Here is a 20,511-nt window from a genome sequence, read left to right as displayed (position 1 = left end):
CTCCCTCCGGTTTGCAGGTCGTTCCGCCTCAGCGTAGATCTACGCGGGTTACGGGCGGGGGATCTCGGGATGTCGGCCGTGCGCCGCCGTGCCGGGACGGCGCGCCTGCCCGGCTCAGCTCGTCAGCCAGGCCCGCAGCCGCTCCTCACCCGCGAGGATCTTCGCCGTTTCGACCCGTTCGTCCCGCTTGTGCGCCAAGTGGGGGTTCCCGGGGCCGTAGTTGACCGCGGGAATGCCCAGGGCGGAGAAGCGGGACACGTCCGTCCAGCCGTACTTGGGCAGCGGAGTGCCGCCGACCGCCTCGATGAACGCCGCCGCGGCGGGGTGGTTCAGGCCCGGCAGCGCGCCGCCGCTGTGGTCGTCGATCACGAACTCCTCGATGCCGCAGTCCGCGAAGACCTCACGGACGTGGGCGACGGCCTCCTCCTCCGTACGGTCCGGGGCGTAACGGAAGTTGACGCCGACCACGCACTCGTCGGGGATGACGTTGCCCGCCACCCCGCCCGAGATGCTCACCGCGTTGAGGCCCTCGCGGTACTCCAGGCCGTCGATGACCGGGTACCGCGGCTGGTACTCCGCGAGCCGCCGCAGGATCGGCGCGGCGGCGTGGATGGCGTTGGAGCCCATCCAGCCGCGCGCCGAGTGGGCCCGCTCGCCCCTGGTCTTGAGCAGCACCCGCAGGGTGCCCTGGCAGCCGCCCTCGACCTCGCCGTCCGAGGGTTCGAGGAGGATGGCGAAGTCGCCCGCCAGCCATTCCGGGTGGGCCTCGGCGACGTGCTTGAGGCCGTTCAGCTCGGCGGCGACCTCCTCGTTGTCGTAGAAGACGAAGGTCAGGTCGCAGTTGGGGGCCGGGACGGTGGCCGCGATGCGCAGCTGGACCGCCACGCCGGACTTCATGTCGCAGGTGCCGCACCCCCACAGGACGCCGTCCTCGTCCAGCCGCGAGGGGACGTTGCCCGCGATCGGCACGGTGTCGATGTGGCCCGCCAGGATCACACGCTCGGAGCGTCCCAGGTCCGTCCGGGCGACGACGTTGTTGCCGAAGCGGTCGACGGTCAGGTGCGGCAGGGCCCGCAGCGCGGCCTCGATCGCGTCCGCGAGCGGCTTCTCCGTGCCGCTCTCCGAGGGGAAGTCGACGAGCTGCGCGGTCAGCCGCGCGGCATCCAGCGTGAGGTCAAGCGGGGTATCGGCCATGACCTCGACCTTAACCCGCCGAACCTTCCGAATGCCGCCGCATATTGTCCACACCGGACTCAGCTGTCACAGCAGCCTCCAGTACCTTGTATGCGTGCCAGAGCCGTCCCCCACCTCCAAGCGCCGCGGCCGCCTCGTCCGGATCGGGGCGGCCGTCGCGGTCCTGCTCGCGCTCGCGGGCTACCTCTCGGTGCAGTACCTCACGGGAGGCACGGGAGGTCCCGGCTGCAAGGTCGTCTCCGGCAAGGGCGACGGCGCGTCGTACGAGTTCACGCCGGAACAGGGGGTGAACGCGGCGACGATCGCGGCCGTCGGCACCGGGCGCGGGATGCCCGAGCGGGCCGTGACCATCGCGCTGGCGACCGCCCTGCAGGAGTCGGGCCTGCACAACATCCAGCACGGCGACCGGGACTCCCTGGGGCTGTTCCAGCAGCGGCCCTCGCAGGGCTGGGGCACGCCGAAGGAGATCATGGACCCGGCCTACGCGGCGGGAATCTTCTACGCGCACCTGGCCAAGGTCCCCGGCTACACCCGGCTGCCGCTGACCGTGGCCGCGCAGCGCGTGCAGCGCAGCGGCTTCCCGCAGGCGTACGCCAAGCACGAACCGGACGCCACGCTGCTCGCCGCCGCGCTCACCGGGCGCGCCGCGGCCACGCTGACCTGCCAGGGCCGCCCGGGCGCCACCCGCACCACCGGCCCGGACGCGGTACGGGCCGCGCTCATGCGGGACTTCGGGCGGGACGTGGTGCAGGAGGCCGGCGCGGAGGTGGGCGACGGCGGCGGCTCGTCGCCGGCGCCCACGCCGGCCGGTTCCTCGGGCACCTCGGACTCCTCCGGCACTTCGGACTCCTCCGGCACCCCGGACTCCTCGGGGACCTCAGGTGCCGGCGGGCGGACCGTGACGCTGCCCGTGTCGGCCGGCACGGCCGCCGCCGGGATCGGCGCGCGGCAGCGTGGCTGGCAGCTGGCGCACTGGGCGGTGGCCAACGCCTCGGCGCTGCACATCGATCGGGTGTCGTACGCCGGGCGGGAGTGGACCGCCGGAATCACCGACAGCCCGTGGCGCTCGGACGGCGCGGGGGGCGCGGGCGGGGCCGAGCGGGACGCCGGCGCGGTGCGGATCACCACTGGGCGCTAGTACGGATCTTCACCCTCCCGGGTTGTGCGGAGGGCCTCGCGGCAGTCGTGTGCGCAGGTTTTCGTACCGTCACTCCCCGGGTGGTGGAAGCCCTTGGAAACAAAGGGCCGTAAGGATTCGGCGGACTTTCGGACCGGGCACCCTTTGTCCGCTTTTATCTGCAGCCGATAATGCGACACATTGGCAACTCTTTACGTTGGCCCGCCGCAACCTTCGCGGCCTTCGAGCGGTAGTCACTGCGTCCGAGCCCGACCGGCCGGCGGCCTGGACGGCCGACGGCGAAACGCGAAACTGCCGGGCGCGGTCGGACACTTCAACGTTCTCTCCCGTCGAAGGAGCAACATGTCCCTCCCCCTGACCCGCCGGATCGCCCGTGCCGCACTGCTCGTCGCTGCGGGAGCGGCTGCCGGGGTCGGTGCGGCCGGCTCCGCCGGCGCTGCCCCCGAGCTGCCGGCCACCCCCAACCTCGGCGGGCTGACCGCCCTGGACGGGGCGCACGTCGGCAACGCGGCGGACGGCGCGGCGCAGCATGTCACCGGGGTCGCGGGCGACACCGGCGGCAAGGCCGTCAAGCAGGCGGTCCCGGCCGCGGGCCGGAGCGGCGGCAAGCTGGTGAAGAAGGCGGCGCCGGTCGCGCAGAAGGCGGCGGGCGACGCGGCGGGGTCCGCGGGCGGTGTGCTGGGTGACACCGCCAGGACGGCGACGAAGGGCGGGCTGCCCGCGCAGTCCCTGCCGGCTGCTGGTCTGCCTCTCGGCTGAGCGCCGGGCTTGAGCACGGCGACGGGGCCCAGGGTGCTTCCCTGGGCCCCGTCGGAGTGTGTGGCCGGTGGTGTGCGGCCGGTGGTGTGCGGCCGGTGTGCGTGGCCGGTGTGCGTGGCCGGTGTGCGTGGCCGGTGTGCGTGGCCGGTGTGGCCGGTGGTGCGGGCGTCTACCCGGCCAGCCTCTCCACCGCTGCCCTGACCCTCTCGTCCGTCGCCGTCAGGGCCACCCGTACGAACTTCTCGCCCGCCCGGCCGTAGAAGTCGCCCGGGGCGACCAGGATGCCGCGCTCGGCGAGGTGGGCGACCGTGGTCCAGCAGGACTCGTCCCGGGTGGCCCAGAGGTAGAGGCTTGCCTCGCTGTGCTCGATGCGGAAGCCGTGGGAGAGCAGGGCCTGGCGCAGGACCGTGCGGCGGGCGACGTAGCGCTCCCGCTGCTCGCGCACGTGGGTGTCGTCGCCGAGGGCCGCCACCACCGCCGCCTGGGTGGGCGCCGAGGTCATCATGCCGCCGTGCTTGCGGATCTCCAGCAGGGGGCCGAGGACGGCCGGGTCGCCGGCCAGGAAGGCGGCGCGGTAGCCGGCCAGGTTCGAGCGCTTGGAGAGCGAGTGGACGGCAACGATGCCCTCGTACGAGCCGCCGTTCACGTCGGGGTGCAGGACCGAGACCGGGTCCGCCTCCCAGCCGAGCTCGAGGTAGCACTCGTCGGAGAAGAGCAGGACGCCGTGCCGCCGGGCCCAGGCGACGACACGGGTCAGCTCCTCCTTGCCCAGCACCTTGCCGGTGGGGTTGGAGGGCGAGTTCAGCCACAGCAGCTTCAGGCCACTCGGGTCCAGCTCGGTCGGGTCGTCGTAGACCTCGTGTTCCGCGCGGGCCAGGCGGGCGCCGACCTCGTAGGTCGGGTAGGCCAGGCGGGGGAAGGCGACGCGGTCGCCGGGGCCGAGGCCCAGCTGGGTGGGGAGCCAGGCGACCAGTTCCTTGGAGCCGACGATGGGCAGGACATGGCGGTGGGTGACCCCGCGCGCGCCCAGGCGGCGCTCGACCCAGCCGGTGATCGCGTCGCGCAGCTCGGGCGTGCCCCAGACGGTCGGGTAGCCCGGCGAGTCCGCCGCCGCGATCAGCGCCTTCTGGATCAGCTCGGGGACCGGGTCGACCGGAGTGCCCACCGAGAGATCGACGATGCCGTCCGGGTGGGCGGCGGCCGTCTTCTTGTACGGCTCCAGCTTGTCCCAGGGGAAGGTGGGAAGCCGGTCGGAGACTGCGGACACGGGGATCAGGCTCACTTTCTGGTACGGCAAACGCCTCGGTCCCGTACGGCGCCCCGGGCGCGCAGGACGCGCGGGGCGCTCCGGGCGATCAGGCCGTACGGGACCGAGGCGGCGCGGCTTGCGCGCCGCTGACGGTTACTCGCCCTGCGGCGGCAGCGCGGCGACGACGGGGTGGTCGCGCTCGATCAGCCCCAGCTTGCTGGCGCCACCGGGCGAGCCGAGCTCGTCGAAGAACTCGACGTTGGCCTTGTAGTAGTCCTTCCACTCCTCAGGAGTGTCGTCCTCGTAGAAGATCGCCTCGACCGGGCAGACCGGCTCACAGGCACCGCAGTCGACGCATTCGTCCGGGTGGATGTACAAGGACCGCTGGCCCTCGTAGATGCAGTCGACCGGGCACTCCTCGATGCACGCCTTGTCCTTGACGTCGACACAAGGCTGCGCGATGACGTAGGTCACGCTGTCGTTCCTCCTCGATAGGGCGCTGGCGGGCCTCCACAGGCTCCGCCGCCTGGCGCGCGGGAGCGCGGCGTCGTCGATGCCCGCCCCTAGTATCTCCGTTCCGGGGCATGATCCGAACAGGAGGGGTGAACTGACCAGTGGAAATCTCGGCCACAGGGCGTCTCGAGGTCCGCATCACCGCTGCTGACGTGGGCAAACGGGTCTCCATACGGCGCTTGGGCGAACCTGGGGGAACGGGTGAGAGGTTCACCGACACGGTGGGTGTTCTCACATCATGGAACGACGGTGTGCTGCTGATCACACGGAGGAGCGGCGAGACCGTCCGGATCGCGGAATCCACGCTGGTCGCGGGCAAGGTCGTGCCGGCGGCCCCGGCCCGGCGACGCGGGCCGGCGGCCACGTACGAGGAGCTCGCGCGTGTCGCGGCGCGGGCCTGGCGGCCGGTGGAGAGCGAACGGCTCGGCGAGTGGGAGCTGAGGGCCGCGGTGCAGCGGGCGCCGCACGACGGGGGTCCCCCCGGGCGTTCGGCTCCGGGGGAGCGTCCGTGCGGGGTGGTGGCCGGGCGACGGGCGGGCTTCACCCGGCGGGCCAACTCCGTGCTGCCGCTCGGCGACCCGGGGCTTCCGCTCGACGAGGCGCTGGCCGCCGTACGACGCTGGTATGGCGAACGCGGTCTGCCCGCGTACGTCCAGGCCACCACCGGCGCCGAGGGCACACAGGAACTGCTGTGCGCGGAGCTGGAGCGGCGGGGCTGGGTGCGCGAGGTGACCGCCGAGCTGTGGATCGGGGCGCTCGCACCGGTCGCCGACCGGGCCGAGGGCTCCGGGGTCGTGCTGTCCCGCACGGCCGACGAGGCATGGCTTGCGCGCTACCAGCGCAAGGGGGTGAGCGAGGTGGCCCTGAAGGTGCTGGCCGGCGGGCCCTCGGTGTGGTTCGCGACCGTGCCGGGGGAAGGCGGTGGCGCACCCGCCGCGATCGGGCGGTGTGTCGTCGACGGGCGGTGGGCCTCCTTCGCGGCGGTCGAGGTGGATCCGGCCCAGCGGCGCCGGGGGCTGGCCACCACCGTCATGGCCGCCCTCGCCCGGCGCGCCCTGGAGGAGGGCGCGTCGGCCGCCTGGCTCCAGGTCGAGACCGACAACGCCGGGGCGCGGACGCTGTACACCGGGATGGGGTTCACGGCGCACCACGCGTACCACCACTACCGCGAGCCGCACACCGCCCCGGGGACCGGTGCGTACACCGCTTCGGACACTGATTCGGGCACTGCTCCGGACGCCCCTCCGGCCACCGCTCCGGAAGGCCGTCCGGACACCACTCCGGACACCACTCCGGACGCCCCTCCGGCCACCGCTCCGGAAGGCCGTCCGGACACCACTCCGGAAGCCCGTCCGGAGGCCGCGCCAAGAACCTCCGGCGCCGGCCGGTCGTAGCGATCGCCGGGAAAGGGCACGAGCCTGCTATGCGTACCCTCCGTCCACCACCACCCGAACGGTCCGCCGAGCTGCGCCGCCTCTTCGCCGAGGAGGCGCGGTCCGAGCGGCCCGACGTCTCGACGCTGTGCCTGCTGGTGGGCGCGGCGGCCGACGGGACGCTGGACGAGGCGGGCACGGACGCGGCGCAGCTGGAGCTGGACCGGCTGGCGGGGCAGCTGCCGTACCGGCCCGGCGGACCGCGCGCCTGGGCACAGGCCCTGTGCCGGCTGCTCGGCGAGCGGTACGGCTTCCGCGGCTCGGCCGCGGACTACCAGCGCCTGGAGTCCTCGCTGCTGCACGAGGTGCTGCTGCGCAGGCGCGGGCTGCCCATCCTGCTGTCGGTGGTGTGGATGGAGGTCGCGCGCCGGGCGGGGGCGCCGGTGTACGGCGTCGCGCTGCCGGGGCACTTCGTGGTGGGGTTCGGGGCGGCGGAGGAACAGGTGCTCGCCGATCCGTTCGACGGAGGCCGGGTACTCACCGGGGCGGACGCGGAGCTGCTGGTCGTCGGGGCGACGGGGGCGCCGCTGCATCCCTCGATGCTGGTGCCCGCGGCGCCGCTGGAGGTCGTGTCGCGGATCCTGAACAACATCCGGGCGTGGGCGGCCGTGCGGCCCGAACGGTCGGACGTGGCGCTGTGGGCGGTCGAGCTGTCGCTGCTGCTGCCGTCGCATCCGGCGCGACTGCGCTACGAGCGGGCGCAGTTGCTGGTGCAGCGGGGGGACTTCGTGGCCGGGGCGGAGGAGCTCGAGGCGTACGCGGACGTCGTGGCCCCGGTGGACCGGCCGGCGGCCGAGCGGGTACGGGGGCAGGCGCAGGCGGCGCGGGCGATGCTGAACTAGGGCGTGGCATCGAGTGGGAGCCCTGCCCGCGGGACGAGGCCGCCCACGTCGTCCGCACCACCCCCGCTCACCGGGCTGACGGCCGGCCGATCGAACGGGGGCAGTTGCGGACCGGAGCTGCGCCACCGCCGCGCCGGAGCCCACCTGCGCCCACCCCGGCGGACTGGTGCCGGGCGGCGCGGCCACCTGCGCTCCGCCGCCGTGCAGCACCTCGCCGCGCGACGCGCTCCTGGCCTCGACGGCTCTGACCTCCCTGGGCCCCCTCCGGGCACGGGAGACGGCGTCCTTCGGCGCGAACGGGCAGGTGACCGTGACCGACCCGGACAGCGGGAAGCAGGTCTGCCAGCGTCCCGGACACAGCGAACGGCACGGCGCTGTCGCCGACGGCCCGTGCGGGGGCCAGGGGATGTGTTTGGATCACCCCGGGTCCGAACGGCACCGCCAGGGCGCTACAACCAGCCCTTCTCCCTGGCGATCCGCACCGCTTCCGTTCTGTTGCGTACCGCCAGCTTCTGGATCGCCGTGGAGAGGTAGTTGCGGACCGTGCCCTGGGAGAGGTGCAGGGCGGCGGCCAGCTCGGCGTTGGTGGAGCCGTCGGCGGCGGCGCGCAGGACCTCGCGTTCGCGGTCGGTCAGGGGGTTGGCGCCCTCCGCCAGGGCCGCGGCGGCGAGCGTGGGGTCGATGACCCGCTCGCCGGCCAGCACCTTCCGTACCGCTTCGGCGAGTTGGGCCGCGGGAGCGTCCTTGACCAGGAACGCGTCGGCGCCCGCCTCCATGGCGCTGCGCAGATAGCCGGGGCGGCCGAAGGTGGTGAGGACGACCAGCTTGAGCGCGGGGAGTTCGCGGTGCAGCTGCGCGGCGGCCTCGATGCCGGTGCAGCCCGGCATCTCGATGTCGAGCAGGGCCACGTCGACGTCGTGGGCCCGGGCCGCCGCCACGACCTCGTCCCCGCGCGCGACCTGGGCCACGACCTCGATGTCGTCCTCCAGGCCGAGCAGGGCGGCCAGTGCCTCGCGGACCATCGACTGGTCCTCGGCCAGCAGGACCTTGATCGTGCTGCTCATGCCGGGGATCCTACGTCCACGGCGGACGTGAGCGGCACGCGGGCGACGAGCCGGAAGCCGCGCTTGACGCGGGCCGCCTCCAGCTGTCCGCCCGCCTTCTCCAGGCGCTCGGTCAGGCCCGTCAGGCCGTTGCCGGGGCCCTTGCCGGAACCGCCCGAGCCGTTGTCCTCGACCGACAGTTCCAGGAACGGGCCGTCCAGGGTCTGGCGGCGGATCAGGTCCACGGTGCAGCGGCTCGCGCCGCTGTGCCGTACGACGTTGGTGACCGCCTCGCGCAGCGCCCAGGCGAGGGCGGACTCGCTCTCCTCGGGGACGCCGGTGAGGTCGGGTTCGGCGGGGACGTCCGCGATGACGTCGGCGGCCGTCAACGCCACCTGGACGCCCGCAAGTTCGGCGGACAGCCGGGGTCGGCGGTAGCCGGTGACGGCCTCGCGGACGTCCACCAGGGCCTGGCGGCTGACCTGTTCGATGTCGGCGACCTGCTGGGCCGCCTTCTCGGGGTGGTCGGGAAGCATCCGGCCGGCCAGCTCGCTCTTCAGGGTGATCAGCGAGAGCGAGTGGCCGAGCAGGTCGTGCAGGTCGCGGGCGAGCCGCAGCCGCTCCTCGTTGGCGGCGAGCTGGGCGACGGTGGCGCGGGCCTTGCGCAGTTCGACCGTGGTGCGCACCAGCTGCCGTACGCCGGTCATCGCGAAGCCGACCAGCAGCACCAGGACCAGGGTCCACCCGTCGTGCTGGCCGGTGCGCAGGCCCATGAGCAGCATGGCGACTGTGGTCAGCGGGATCGTCCAGTAGGCGGTGCGCAGCGGGAAGGTCGCGCCGCAGGTCACCGACACGTACACGAAGAGGCCGATCCACTGTCCGCCGAGGGTGAGGCACAGGACGACGGCGAGCGTGCCGAGCACGGCGACCAGGCAGGCGACGACCGGCTCGGAGAACTGCCGGCCCATGTTCCTGAACACCAGCGTCAGGTAGATCCCGGCGAACGCCAGCAGCCCCACCCAGCCGGCCGCGGTGGCGGCGGTCGTGTGGGCGCCGCAGACCAGGTCCTTCACCGGCGAGCTGAGGAAGATCAGCCAGGGCAGGATCCACACGAGCTTGCGCAGGGCCTCGCCCCGGTTCCGGGGCGATTCCCCCATCCGCATCAGCCGCTCCGCCCGGGCTTCGCCGGACCGCAGGTCGTCCGTCATGGCACTCACGCCTTCAGCGTGTCCTTCCGGTACAGCCAGGCCGCGCCGCCCGCGAACAGGGCGAAGAAGACGACGAGGATGGCGATGTCCTTGGTGTGCGGGGCCTGGCTCTGTTCGATCGCCTGCCCGAGAGCAGCGTACGCGTGCGTGGGGAGCCACTTGGCGATGTTCTGCAGCCAGGTGGGGAAGGTGGTGGCCGGCATCCACAGGCCGCCGAGCAGCGACAGGCCGAAGTAGACGATCATCGTGATCGGACGGACGGCGTCCCCGGTGGCCAGGTAGCCGAGGGCGACGCCGAGCGCGGCGAAGACCAGGCTGCCGGCCCAGATGGCGCCGGTGAGGGCGAGCCACTGCCAGGCGTCCAGGCGGACGTGCTTGACCGCGGCGGCGACCGCGAAGACGACGACGATGGACGGCAGGCTGACCACGGCGGCGCTGGCGGTCTTGGCGAGGACGTAGCCGCGCCCGGGCAGGGTGGTCAGCCGCAACTGCCGTACCCAGCCGCTCTCGCGCTCCTTGGCGATGCGCTCGCTGTTGCCCATGAGGACGGCGGTCAGGGCGCCGAAGGACGCCATGGAGACCATCATGTAGGTCGGGAGGGTCAGGCCGCTGCCGTCGACCTTGGTCACGCTGTCGGCCTTGCCCGCGATGATCAGGAACAGGATCGAGGGGTAGAGCACGGAGAAGAACAGGAACTTGCGGTTGCGCAGGGCACGGGCGAGTTCCAGCTTGATCAGGCTGTTCACGACTGCTTGGCCTCCTCGGCCTCGGTGATGGCGACGAACGCCTGCTCGAGCCCGAGCCCGGCGACTTCGAGGTTGCGGGGGTAGACGCCGAGCCCGTAGAGGGCGTGGACGGTCGCGTCGGCGTCGGAGGACTGGATGCGGACGGTCTGGCCGCTGCCTGCGGCGGAGCCGCTGTGGGACACGGTCATCGAGGTCAGGAAGGGCAGACCGCGCAGGGCGCTCTCGTCGATCGCGCCCTCCAGGTCGAAGGAGACGCGACGCGCTCCCGCCTTCGCCTTGATCTCGGCGGCGGTGCCGTCGGCCAGCAGCCGGCCCCGGTGCAGCACGAGCACCCGGTCGGCGATCGCGTCCGCCTCCTCCAGGTAGTGCGTGGCGAAGAGGACCGTACGGCCCTGGTCGGCCTGTTCGCGCATGGTGGCCCAGAAGGCCTGGCGGGCGGAGACGTCCATGCCGGTGGTCGGCTCGTCGAGGACGATCAGGTCGCTGTCGCCGGCCGTGGCGAGGGCGAAGCGGACGCGCTGGGCCTGGCCGCCGGAGAGTTTGTTGACCTTGCGGTCGGCGATCTGGGAGATGCCGGCCCGGGCCAGCACGTCGTCGGCCTTGTACCGCCGGGGGTGCAGATCGCAGGCGAGCCGCACCAGTTCGGCGACGGTGACCTCCTCCATCAGCCCGCCGCTCTGCAGCATGGCGCCCACGCGTCCGGCGACGATCGCCTCGCGGGGGCCGGTGCCGAAGACGCGGACCGTGCCGCTGTCGGCCTGCTTGAGGCCGAGCAGCAGGTCGAGGGTGGTCGACTTGCCGGCGCCGTTGGGGCCGAGCAGGGCCACGGTCTCGCCCGGGTGCAGGGCGAGGGTCAGCCCGTCCACGGCCCGCACGTTCCCGTAGCTCTTGGTCACCTGGTCGAACCCGACCACCGTGGCCGTGGCGGTGGTCTCCGCTGTCGTTGTCATGTCACCCATCCTGGCCGCGAGGGCCGGGAGGCCGGCAGTGTCGCCGGTCCTGACTGCTGCATGACAGATGTCATGCGGGCGGGGTGACATGCACAGAGGGCACCCGGTACGGATGCACCGGGTGCCCTCTCTGCGGCTCCTGCCGCTCCTACGGCCCTGCCGGCCGGGGTCAGCTGGGGTTGGTGCTGATGACGCCCACACGGTTGGTGGTGCTCATCAGGGCCTGGCGCAGGGCGCTGATCACGTCCGTGACCGCGACGGGCGTCTTCTGGCCGTTGCCCCGGGAGATCAGCACCCCGTCGAAGGCGCCCCCGTACAGCTGCTTGAGCACCGTCTGGTCGTAGGAGTCCACGAGCTTGCCGTCGACCGCCTTGACGCGCAGGAACTTCCACAGCGACTTCTGCGGGCTGAAGGAGACCGCGTGCGCGGCGTCCGTGCGGACCGTCACCAGGCCCGACATGGCCGGTTCGGCGAACTTCTTCATCATCCGGTCGACCTCGGCGTTGGAGACCGTCGGCTGCCTGGTGGTGGTGGGCAGCCGGACCGGTGTGGCCGCGCCCGTCTCCACCTGGGTGCGGTACGCCTGCTCGACCGCCTGGGTCGATCCGGCGGCGTCGATGCCCTTGCCCGCCTTGCCGTACACGGCGACGGCCTTGCCGGGCTCGAACTTGATGGTGCCGTCGGACAGCAGTCCCGCGCCGCCCGAGACGTTCTGCAGGGCGACCTGGAGCTTCTCCTCGTCGACGGGCATGACGGGCTCGACCACCCGGTGGTTGCCGAAGAGGGAGCCGATGACCGAGACGGGGTTGTAGTCGCTCTTGGCCGCCGCGCTGGCCGTGGCCTGGGTGTCGAACTGGAGCCCGGCCTGGTCCGGCTTGAGCGTGACGGTCTTGCCGTCCGCCGACAGCTTCAGCGGCTGGTTCACCCGGCTGCCGAAGGCGTCGTCGAGCTTCTTCACCGCGTTGTCGCGGGTGCCGCCGCCGATGTCGACGCCGAGCACGGTGGTGCCCTTGGGCACGTCGGAGTGGTTCATCAGCAGCCCGGCGCCGTAGGCGAGCCCGGCGAGGACGACCACGCCGCCGCCGAGCAGCGGGAGCTTGCTGCGGCCCTTCTTGGCGGACTTCGCGGGCTTGGCGGACTTCGCGGGGGCGGGCGCAGCCGGCGTGGCCGTCCCGGGCAGCTTCGGCGGTGTGTGCGGCAGCGGTCCGTCGCCGCCGGCGCCCGGAGCGAACGGCGAGTTGGCGCTCGGCGGTACGACGGGGATGCCGCTGGTGACGGTGTGTCCGGAGACGTTGTCCGGACGGCCGCCGTAGCCGGGCAGGCCCGGCTCGGGGGTGTGCTTCTGCGGGGTGAGGATCGCGGTGTCGTCGCTCAGGCCGCTGCCGGGACGCGCGTTGTGTGCGCCGGGAGCGCCCGGAACGCTGCCGGGGCCGGTCGCGGGTCCGCCGCCGGTGGGCGGGGGCGGGAGCAGGGGGCTGTCGCCGGTGACCGGGCCGCCGGTCGGGCCCGCGGGCCCCTGCGGGGCGCCGGGAACGCCCGGGCCGCCGAAGCCGGTGGGGCCGCCATAACCGTTCTGACCGCTCGGACCGTTCTGCCCGTTCTGCCCCGTCTCGCCGGTCTGGCCGCCGCTCCCGTTCTCCGAGAAGTACGGCAGTTCGTCGCGGCTCGGCTCGGTGCCACCGGAACGGGGGCGGGAGCCGCCCGAGAGGGTGCCGGCCGCCAGCGCCTCGGTCACGTCGAACGAGCCGGTGCCACCGCCGTGGCCGGGGGCGACGGGGCCGCCGGTGGCCCCGGGCAGTCCGGCGCCGTTGGTGGAACCGGGGCGGGGACCCTTCGCGCCGCCGGGCCGGGAGCCGCCGGACACGCTCATGGAGCCGACCACGCCACCGGGGCGGCCGCCGGTGCCCGGGCGCTGGCCGCCGGCCGTACCGGCGCCGGGGGCACCCGGACCGGAGGCGCCCGCGCCGGAAGCCGCGGGCCCGGCGGTCCCGGCCGCGGGCGTGCCCGAACCGGTGGGCAGTCCGGTGCCGTTGGTGGCGTCGCCGCCCTGACCGCCCTTGCCCGCGGAGGACTTGCGGGGCGCGAACCAGTCGCTGGTCGGCTTCTCCCCGGCCCGGGCCGCGGGTTCGGCGGCGGGTGCCTGAGCTGAGCCGCCGCCCGGGGCCGCGGCGGCCGTCGGCGGCCGCGGGAAGCTCCCGGTGTCCTCGCCGCCGCCCTTCGCGGCGCCCGCGCCGCCACTCGTGCCGTCGGCCGCCCCCTCCGAGGGGACGGTCTTGCGCACGACCACGGGCGGGATCGGCCTGGAGCCGGGGATGTTGATCCGGATCCGGGTCGTCAGCGTGGTCTCGGTCTTGCGTTCCTCCGGCTGCGTGGCCGAACGGCGCGCGTCCGTACCGTCGTCGGAGACCGCCGGGATGCCGTACGGCGGGGTCCCCGAGGGGTAGGCGGCTCCACCGCGCCCGTCGGGCCCGGAGGACGGAGTGTCAGTTTCACGACTCAAGGCAGGTTCTCCCGGTTGGCTCCGCCGCCCGTCGCGACCTCACGCGGGCAGCTCGGCGGCGCGCACCACCATACTGGCCACGTCTGACCCGTATCCCAGGACCGCTGGGGAAACTCACACCGGACCCGCACGGGCACGGCAGGGAGAAGTGGTACGTCACTTACCAAGTCGGACGTCGCGGCCATCGGGTTGCCGCCCCCGGGCCAGGGTGGCGCAGATCACAGCAACGGCCATGCCGCCGAGCAGGAACAGATACGATCCGCCGCCCGCGGCGAAGAGGAAGTCCCCTTCCGGGCGGCTGGCGGTGAGCAGCACGACGGCGACCATCCAGCCGACGGCGCCCGCCACCGCCCCGCCCCGGCTTCCGGCGGCGCGCGCCCCGCCCAGGAAGAGCCCGGCGGCGCCCGTGAGCGCGAGCAGCAGCCCGCCGGGGAACCAGGCGGCCTGCACCAGCGCGCCCGCGATGCCGACCACCGCGCCGAGCACGAACAGCCCCAGGTAGGCGGCCATCCGCCCACCGGAGGGCGGCCTGAGCGGCTGCGCCAGCATGGAGCCGCCCCGTCCCTGCGAACTCACGAGGCCTCCTCGATCCCGGCGAACAGATCGGTCTCCGTGCCCCCGGGGCCCGCTCCGGGGCCGTCCGCGTCCCCACGCACCAGTTCGTAGTACTCCGTGGTGAAGAGGGGCTGGGCGAGCTGGTTGGAGAGCGCGAAGTAGGGCTCGGCCACCTCGATCTGGGTGGCGTGGGCGCGCATCGCGGCGGCCTTGGCGGCGGCGTACGCGGTGCCGTCGATCTCGGCGGTGATCCGCTCGTCCTCGACGACCCCGGGGACGTCCTCGATGCCGGCCGCCTTGGCGAGGGGCAGCCCCGGCAGATCCTCGTCGAGCCGCGCGAAGGCGGCCTCGGCCACGGAGCGCGGCACACGGTTCCAGTACACCTTGGCGATGTGCCACGCCTCACCCAGGTCGGGGCGTACGGCGGGGTCGGCGGCCAGGTCGGCGGCGCGCATGGCGATGCGGTGGGCCTTGATGTGGTCGGGGTGGCCGTAGCCGCCGTCGTCGTCGTACGTGACCAGGACCTGCGGCCGCACCTCGCGGATGACGGCCACGAGGTGTTCGGCGGCCGCGCCGAGGTCGGCCCGCCACAGACAGCCGGGGTCGTCGTTGCCGGCGAGCCCCATCATCCCGGAGTCCTGGTACCGCCCGGCGCCCCCGAGCAGCCGGAGGTCCCGGACCCCGAGCTCCCGCATCGCGGCGGCGAGCTCCTGCCGCCGGTGAGCCCCGAGCGCGGCCCCGCCCAGATGCCCCAGCTCGGCCGGGATGACCTCGCCCAGCTCACCGAGTGTGCAGGTCACCAGGGTCACCAGGGCACCCTCGGCCGCATACCGGGCCATGGTCGCGCCGTTGTTGATCGACTCGTCGTCCGGGTGCGCGTGCACCAGCAGCAGACGCCGGGCGGGCAGTTCCGTCATGGGGTCCACCCTACGAGGCGGTGCCCCGCTCCCGGGCGGCATCCCCGTCGCCGGTCACCGGTCTGCGTCGAGCAGGTCGATCGAGGCCCTGTGCGGTGAATTCGATGATCGGGTCGGCGACGGCTTCGGGCAGACCCTCGGTGAGATCGGTCGGCAGAACCGTGACGGACGTGGGCGGGATGAACGGGAGGCCGAGGACCTTGGAGACTCCGGTGAACAGGCCGGGGTACTCCTGGAAGATGCGGTGCATCGCCTCGTGGGACGAGTTGACCATGCGGTTCCTTGCGCTGGACGGACATTCGAAGGGAGGCGGGTCACCAGGCCCCCAGGTCACGGCAGAGGCCGGGCGGGGTCCGGTGGTGACAGGTGCAGTTCGGCCCAGACCGTCTTGCGCGGGAAGCGCCCTTCGTCGATTCCCCAGCGGTCGGCCAGCGCGTCCACGAGCAGCAGGCCACGGCCGGACTCGGCGTCCGCGTCCGGCTCTTCCAGCCGTGGCCGGCGGTCACCGCGCGTGTCCGTGACTTCGATACGCAGCAGCGCGCGGCCGACGGCGTGGAGCGTGAGGCGGAAGCTGCGGCCCGGGAGGCGGCCGTGCGTCGCCGCGTTCGCCGCCAGCTCGGCCACGACGTGGCTCGCCGCCTCGTACGGGAGTCCCCAGTTGCGGAGCTGGTCGGCCGCGAGCAGCCGGGCCAGGCGGGCACCGCGTGGGGTGGACGACAGCAGCACGCTGAAGCTGTGGATGCCGGTGTCGCGTTGGGCCGTGGTCTCGGCGATTTCCTGATTCACGTCACTCAGCGTGGCCGAACGCACCTACCGTGATGGGTGATCAGACGGTTGCGTACGGTCACTGTCCAGGCTTTGTCCGGTGCTGTCCTGACTGTCGGGGCCGTTGGGCACGGGAAGGCGTGATGGTACGCAGCGTTGCTACGGAGGGGCGCGGATGTCGGTGGACGGCGAGGCGGTACGGCTGCGGAGCGAGGCGGACGAGCCGGGGTGGGAGGTGGACCCGGACGACGACTGGGGCGTGGCCGTGGTCGCCACGGTGGGGCGGCAGCTGAAGCTGCGGAGAGAGGCGGCGGGGATGCGGGCCGCCGAGTTCGGGTTGGCGGTGGGGTACGGGGAAGACCTCGTCTACAAGATCGAGAGCGGGAAGCGGATTCCCCGGCCCGAGTACCTGGACAAGGCGGACGAGGTGCTGGGAGCGGGCGGGCTGCTCGCTGCGATGAAGGAGGACGTGAAGCGGGTTCGGTATCCGAAGAAGGTGCGGGATCTGGCGAAGCTGGAGGCGCGGGCGGTCGAGCTCCAGCTGTACGACCCGCTGAACATTCATGGGCTGTTGCAGACGCCCGAGTACGCACGCGGACTGCTTCTCATGCGGCGCCCCGCATATTCAGCGGACGAGGTGGAGCGATACATCACCGCACGTGTGGCCCGAAAGGCCATCTTCGAGCGAGATCCGGCGCCAGAACTCAGCTTCGTCCTTGAGGAATGGACGCTTCGACGCCCCCTGGGCGGCATGGCGAAACTGCGCCCCCAGTTGGAGCACCTGCTTGAGATCGGTCGGCTGCGGAACATCGAACTGCAGGTGATGCCGATGGACCGCGAGGAGCATGCCGGCCTGGCCGGGGGCATCGAGGTGCTGAAGTTCGAGGACGGCTCGCTGGTGGGACGTTCACCGGCGGTGGCCAACGGCCGCCCGGTTTCCGAGCCAAGGCAGCTCCGTATCCTGGAACTGCGCTACGGCATCATCCGGGCGCAGGCCCTCACCCCACGTGAGTCGGCCGCCTTCATCGAACACCTGCTGGGGGAGACATGATCCGCAACACCTCGTCCGGGGACGCCTCCGCCCTGGCTTGGTTCAAGAGCAGCTACAGCAGCAGCAGCGAGGGCGACTCCTGCCTCGAACTCGCCACCACCCCCACCTCCGTCCACGTCCGCGACTCCAAGCACCTGAACGGCCCCCGCCTCGCGCTCGCGCCGGAGGCATGGGCCGCCTTCGTGCAGTACGCGTCCGAAAGCTGAACTGCTGCCCCGAAAGCCCTTGCATGAGCCCGTCAGGTAACCTGAACGGCTCTGTATGCAAGGGGGAGTTGTGCGAACGAAGTCGACCGTTGTGGCGGCTGTACTGACCTGTCTGACGGTCGCTGCCGCCGTGACGGGCTGCGCGGGTGGCACCGGCACCGAAGAAGCCTCGGCCGGGCAGATGCTCGACCGGGCGAACGCCACGATGAAGGCACTCAGGTCGGTGACCATCGACGGGGACACCGCCCCGACCGCCGGCGGCGGCTACACCAGTCATCAGACGACCGACCTCAAGGGCAGGTGCGCCTCCAAGGTGACCTGGGACACGGGTGCGGGCCTGGAACAGATCCGGATCGGCGATACGGACTACGTCCGTCCGAATCGCGTGTACCTCGAGCGATGGTCGGGGCGGTCCGCGGCCGGCACGAAGGACCAGAAGCGCTGGGTCAGAACTCCCGTGAGCAAGGCGCGGGCGGAAGACGGGCTCGCCGCGTGCACGTGGCCCTTCGCCTCCTTCGGCTCGGCGACGAAGGGCGGCCGGACGAAGGTCGGCGACAAACCGGCGATCGCGTTGGCGGTGACCGACAAAGCAGACAAGGCGGGCCACTACACCTTCTACGTCGCGACCGAGGGCAAGCCGTACCTTCTCAAGGTCGTCTACAAGGGCCCCGACTACCAGAACACCATCTCGTTCAGCGCCTTCGACGAGCCGTTGAACGTGCGGCCTCCGGCCAGGACCGACGTGCTGGACGCGAGCGCTGCCGGACACTGAGTCCGGCGCCGACCGTCCGGCGCCGACCGTCCGGCGCCGGAGACCGCGCACGCTCAGAACTTGAGGCTGCCGATCATCCCCGCGATGTTCGTGGTGAGTTCGTGGATCGTGGGGGCGACCGTGGACGAGGCGAGGTAGAAGCCCAGGAGCATGCACACGATCGCGTGACCGGCCTTGAGGCCGGACTTCTTGATCAGCAGGAAGACGATGATCGCCAGCAGCACCACCGCCGAAATCGAGAGTGCCACGGCGGCTCACCTCCAAAGATCCCAGGACGCGGGGGGTGTCGGGGGGTCGGACTATGGGGGCAGATAAATCCACACAACGGGCAGCAGTTTCATACCCACTATGCGCTAACGATCATAACTATCCGCACGCGCGCATCGGTCGGCGCACGGCCGCACAAGGGGGCGCATGGCCAATATGGTCATGGCATGACGACCGAGCCTGTCTCCTTCCCCCGACGGCACGCGCGCACCCAGCGGTTCACGCTCGGCGCGCCCCGCGCGTTCACCGTGGCTCCCGACGCCTCCCGCGTGGTGTTCCTGCGCTCCGGCTCCGGTACCGACCGGGCCAACTCCCTGTGGGTGCTCGACATCGCGGAAGGCGGGGAGCGCGTGGCCGCCGACCCGCGCGCCCTCCTCGGCGGCACCTCCGAGCACCTCTCGCCCGAGGAGCGGGCCCGCCGGGAGCGCAGCCGCGAGGGCGGCGCCGGAATCGTGGGGTACGCCACCGACACAGCGGTCGAGTTGGCGTCCTTCGCCTTGTCAGGGCGTCTTTTCACGGCCGAGCTACGGGCCGGGACGGCGCGTGAACTGCCCGTTCCGGGGCCGGTGATCGACCCGCGGCCCTCCCCGGACGGCCGGCACGTCGCCTACGTCACCGGCGGCGCGCTGCGGGTGGTGGGCGCCGAGGGCGACGGCGACCGGGCGCTCGCCGAACCGGAGTCCGAGGGCGTCACCCACGGCCTGGCGGAGTTCATCGCGGCCGAGGAGATGCACCGGTCCCGGGGCTTCTGGTGGGCGCCGGAGTCGGACCGGCTGCTCGTGGCGCGCGTGGACGACACGCCGGTGGGGCGGTGGTGGATCTCCGATCCGGCCCGCCCCGAACGCGAGCCGCAGCGGGTCGCCTACCCGGCGGCCGGCACCGGCAACGCCGAGGTACGGCTGTTCGTCGTCGGGCTCGACGGAACACGCACGGAGGTCTCCTGGGACCGCGCCCGCTACCCCTATCTGGCGCATGTGCACTGGTCAGCGGCGGGAGCCCCGCTGCTGCTCGTACAGGCGCGGGACCAGCGCAGCCAGCTCTACCTGGCCGTGGACCCCGACTCCGGGGCGACCCGGATGGTCCACGCGGACGAAGATCCAACATGGCTGGATCTTTTCCCCGGAGTGCCCTGCTGGTCCCCCTCCGGGCAGCTTGTGCGCATCGCCGACGAGGGCGGCGCGCGGGTGCTGGCGGTCGGCGAACGGCCTTTGACCGGACCGCAGTTGCATGTCCGCGCCGTACTGGACGTCTCCGACCACGAGGTGCTGATCTCGGCCTCGGCGGGCGAGGAGGCGGCCGCCCCGGAAACGGGCGAGGTGCACGTCTACCGTGTCAACGAGCTCGGCATGGAGCGCGTGAGCCAGGAACCGGGTGTGCACTCGGCGGTGCGCGCCGGGGACGTGACCGTCCTCGTCTCCGCCACGCTCGACCGGCCGGGCACCCGGGTGCGGGTGCTGCACGGCGGAAAACCGGCGGCCACCATCCCCTCGTACGCCGAAGATCCCGGTTTGTCCCCGCGCGTGACCCTCAACCAGGGGGGCGCACGCCGAATCCCGTGCGCCGTGCTTATGCCTACGGACTACCCCGGCGACACAGGCACTCCACTGCCCGTGCTCCTCGACCCCTACGGCGGCCCGCACGGCCCCCGCGTGGTCGCCGCGCACAACGCGCACCTGACCTCCCAGTGGTTCGCCGACCAGGGCTTCGCGGTGGTCGTCGCCGACGGCCGGGGCACCCCCGGCCGCTCCCCCGCCTGGGAGAAGGCGGTCCACCACGACTTCACGGTCACCCTCGACGACCAGATCGAGGCCCTCCAGGACCTTGCGAAGACGTACCCGCTCGACCTCGGCCGGGTGGCGATCCGCGGCTGGTCCTACGGCGGCTACCTGGCCGCCCTGGCCGTGCTGCGCCGCCCGGACGTCTTCCACGCGGGCATCGCGGGCGCCCCCGTCACCGACTGGCGGCTGTACGACACCCACTACACCGAGCGGTACCTGGGCGACCCGGCCGGGACGCCGGGGGTCTACGCCCACAGCTCCCTGGTCACCGACGACGGACTGTCCTCGGCGGCCGAGCCGCACCGGCCGCTGATGATCGTGCACGGTCTGGCCGACGACAACGTGGTGGTCGCCCACAGCCTGCGGCTGTCCTCCGCCCTGCTCGCCGCCGGCCGCCCGCACGAGGTGCTCCCACTGTCCGGGGTCACCCACATGACCCCGCAGGAACAGGTCGCCGAGAATCTGCTCCTGCTCCAGGTGGACTTCCTCAAGCGCTCGCTGGGTCTCGGCTGAGACGTCCAGGACGGTCCGGGCGGCCGCACGACAACAGGCCGGGGCGCACATGATGCGCCCCGGCCCGTTCACGGCACCCGCACGGCCGTACGCTGTTCAGCGTGGCGCGTCC

The 20,511-nt window shown here is 72.7% G+C and carries 21 protein-coding genes; 8 read left to right on the top strand and 13 right to left on the bottom strand.

Annotated elements, in window-relative coordinates:
- Positions 1–114 precede the first annotated feature (114 nt).
- Positions 115–1,194, bottom strand: coding sequence for a succinyl-diaminopimelate desuccinylase (dapE, locus tag ACH4UM_RS03275; RefSeq protein ID WP_398172960.1), 1,080 nt, complete (start codon positions 1,192–1,194; stop codon positions 115–117).
- A gap of 94 nt (positions 1,195–1,288) precedes the next feature.
- On the opposite strand from dapE, the gene ACH4UM_RS03270 reads away from it, so the two are divergent.
- Positions 1,289–2,332 carry a heavy metal transporter gene (locus ACH4UM_RS03270; protein WP_398172958.1) on the top strand — a complete coding sequence of 348 codons (1,044 nt, stop codon included), beginning with the start codon at positions 1,289–1,291 and terminating at the stop codon, positions 2,330–2,332.
- A 342-nt stretch (positions 2,333–2,674) separates the two neighbouring features.
- Positions 2,675–3,091: an ATP-binding protein gene (locus ACH4UM_RS03265; protein WP_398172956.1), complete on the top strand. Its 417-nt coding sequence runs from the start codon at positions 2,675–2,677 to the stop codon at positions 3,089–3,091.
- A gap of 169 nt (positions 3,092–3,260) precedes the next feature.
- On the opposite strand, the gene ACH4UM_RS03260 is transcribed toward ACH4UM_RS03265, so the two are convergent.
- On the bottom strand, positions 3,261–4,358 hold the full coding sequence (locus tag ACH4UM_RS03260; RefSeq protein ID WP_398172954.1) for a bifunctional succinyldiaminopimelate transaminase/glutamate-prephenate aminotransferase: 1,098 nt from the start codon (positions 4,356–4,358) through the stop codon (positions 3,261–3,263).
- A gap of 135 nt (positions 4,359–4,493) precedes the next feature.
- Positions 4,494–4,814, bottom strand: a complete 321-nt coding sequence (fdxA, locus tag ACH4UM_RS03255; RefSeq protein WP_276107596.1) for a ferredoxin — start codon at positions 4,812–4,814, stop codon at positions 4,494–4,496.
- A 140-nt stretch (positions 4,815–4,954) separates the two neighbouring features.
- On the opposite strand from fdxA, the gene ACH4UM_RS03250 reads away from it, so the two are divergent.
- On the top strand, positions 4,955–6,247 hold the full coding sequence (locus ACH4UM_RS03250) for a GNAT family N-acetyltransferase (protein WP_398172952.1): 1,293 nt from the start codon (positions 4,955–4,957) through the stop codon (positions 6,245–6,247).
- Between the two features lie 29 nt (positions 6,248–6,276).
- A complete protein-coding gene (locus tag ACH4UM_RS03245; RefSeq protein ID WP_398172950.1) occupies positions 6,277–7,128 on the top strand; it encodes a tetratricopeptide repeat protein in 852 nt (283 codons plus the stop codon).
- Between the two features lie 449 nt (positions 7,129–7,577).
- Here ACH4UM_RS03245 and ACH4UM_RS03240 read toward each other — a convergent pair whose 3' ends face one another.
- The 9 genes from ACH4UM_RS03240 to ACH4UM_RS03200 form a co-directional block, all read right to left on the bottom strand.
- Complete coding sequence (locus ACH4UM_RS03240; RefSeq protein ID WP_398172948.1) at positions 7,578–8,192, bottom strand: response regulator transcription factor; 615 nt, start codon at positions 8,190–8,192, stop codon at positions 7,578–7,580.
- On the bottom strand, positions 8,189–9,379 hold the full coding sequence (locus ACH4UM_RS03235; RefSeq protein WP_398173596.1) for a sensor histidine kinase: 1,191 nt from the start codon (positions 9,377–9,379) through the stop codon (positions 8,189–8,191). The genes ACH4UM_RS03240 and ACH4UM_RS03235 overlap by 4 nt, the downstream gene beginning before the upstream one ends.
- A gap of 5 nt (positions 9,380–9,384) precedes the next feature.
- Positions 9,385–10,125, bottom strand: a complete 741-nt coding sequence (locus ACH4UM_RS03230; protein WP_398172946.1) for an ABC transporter permease — start codon at positions 10,123–10,125, stop codon at positions 9,385–9,387.
- Complete coding sequence (locus tag ACH4UM_RS03225; protein WP_398172944.1) at positions 10,122–11,075, bottom strand: ABC transporter ATP-binding protein; 954 nt, start codon at positions 11,073–11,075, stop codon at positions 10,122–10,124. Before ACH4UM_RS03225 ends, ACH4UM_RS03230 begins: the two co-directional genes overlap by 4 nt.
- A 169-nt stretch (positions 11,076–11,244) precedes the next feature.
- A complete protein-coding gene (locus ACH4UM_RS03220) occupies positions 11,245–13,575 on the bottom strand; it encodes a hypothetical protein (protein WP_398172942.1) in 2,331 nt (776 codons plus the stop codon).
- A 156-nt stretch (positions 13,576–13,731) separates the two neighbouring features.
- Positions 13,732–14,124 carry a DUF6113 family protein gene (locus ACH4UM_RS03215; RefSeq protein ID WP_398173594.1) on the bottom strand — a complete coding sequence of 131 codons (393 nt, stop codon included), beginning with the start codon at positions 14,122–14,124 and terminating at the stop codon, positions 13,732–13,734.
- Between the two features lie 23 nt (positions 14,125–14,147).
- The gene (gene mshB / locus ACH4UM_RS03210) at positions 14,148–15,047 is read right to left on the bottom strand and encodes an N-acetyl-1-D-myo-inositol-2-amino-2-deoxy-alpha-D-glucopyranoside deacetylase (RefSeq protein WP_398172940.1); all 900 of its coding nucleotides are present in this window, start codon (positions 15,045–15,047) and stop codon (positions 14,148–14,150) included.
- 10 nt (positions 15,048–15,057) lie between these two features.
- Positions 15,058–15,321: a hypothetical protein gene (locus ACH4UM_RS03205; RefSeq protein ID WP_398172938.1), complete on the bottom strand. Its 264-nt coding sequence runs from the start codon at positions 15,319–15,321 to the stop codon at positions 15,058–15,060.
- Between the two features lie 56 nt (positions 15,322–15,377).
- Positions 15,378–15,833 carry an ATP-binding protein gene (locus ACH4UM_RS03200; RefSeq protein WP_398172936.1) on the bottom strand — a complete coding sequence of 152 codons (456 nt, stop codon included), beginning with the start codon at positions 15,831–15,833 and terminating at the stop codon, positions 15,378–15,380.
- A gap of 154 nt (positions 15,834–15,987) precedes the next feature.
- Here ACH4UM_RS03200 and ACH4UM_RS03195 point away from each other — a divergent pair, with 154 nt between their 5' ends.
- The 3 genes from ACH4UM_RS03195 (at position 15,988) to ACH4UM_RS03185 (ending at position 17,841) form a co-directional block, all read left to right on the top strand.
- Positions 15,988–16,863, top strand: a complete 876-nt coding sequence (locus ACH4UM_RS03195; RefSeq protein WP_398172934.1) for a helix-turn-helix domain-containing protein — start codon at positions 15,988–15,990, stop codon at positions 16,861–16,863.
- On the top strand, positions 16,860–17,069 hold the full coding sequence (locus ACH4UM_RS03190; RefSeq protein ID WP_398172932.1) for a DUF397 domain-containing protein: 210 nt from the start codon (positions 16,860–16,862) through the stop codon (positions 17,067–17,069). The genes ACH4UM_RS03195 and ACH4UM_RS03190 overlap by 4 nt, the downstream gene beginning before the upstream one ends.
- A gap of 91 nt (positions 17,070–17,160) precedes the next feature.
- Complete coding sequence (locus tag ACH4UM_RS03185; RefSeq protein ID WP_398172930.1) at positions 17,161–17,841, top strand: hypothetical protein; 681 nt, start codon at positions 17,161–17,163, stop codon at positions 17,839–17,841.
- Between the two features lie 53 nt (positions 17,842–17,894).
- On the opposite strand, the gene ACH4UM_RS03180 is transcribed toward ACH4UM_RS03185, so the two are convergent.
- Positions 17,895–18,089 carry a hypothetical protein gene (locus ACH4UM_RS03180; protein ID WP_276107604.1) on the bottom strand — a complete coding sequence of 65 codons (195 nt, stop codon included), beginning with the start codon at positions 18,087–18,089 and terminating at the stop codon, positions 17,895–17,897.
- 186 nt (positions 18,090–18,275) lie between these two features.
- Between ACH4UM_RS03180 and ACH4UM_RS03175 the strand changes: the two genes are divergently transcribed.
- A complete protein-coding gene (locus ACH4UM_RS03175; protein WP_398172928.1) occupies positions 18,276–20,399 on the top strand; it encodes a prolyl oligopeptidase family serine peptidase in 2,124 nt (707 codons plus the stop codon).
- Positions 20,400–20,511 lie beyond the last annotated feature (112 nt).

Source organism: Streptomyces sp. NPDC020801 (assembly GCF_044334385.1).
Lineage (GTDB): Bacteria > Actinomycetota > Actinomycetes > Streptomycetales > Streptomycetaceae > Streptomyces.
The sequence above is the reverse complement of the archived record's forward strand: the minus strand, read 5'-3'. Positions and strand labels throughout refer to the sequence as shown.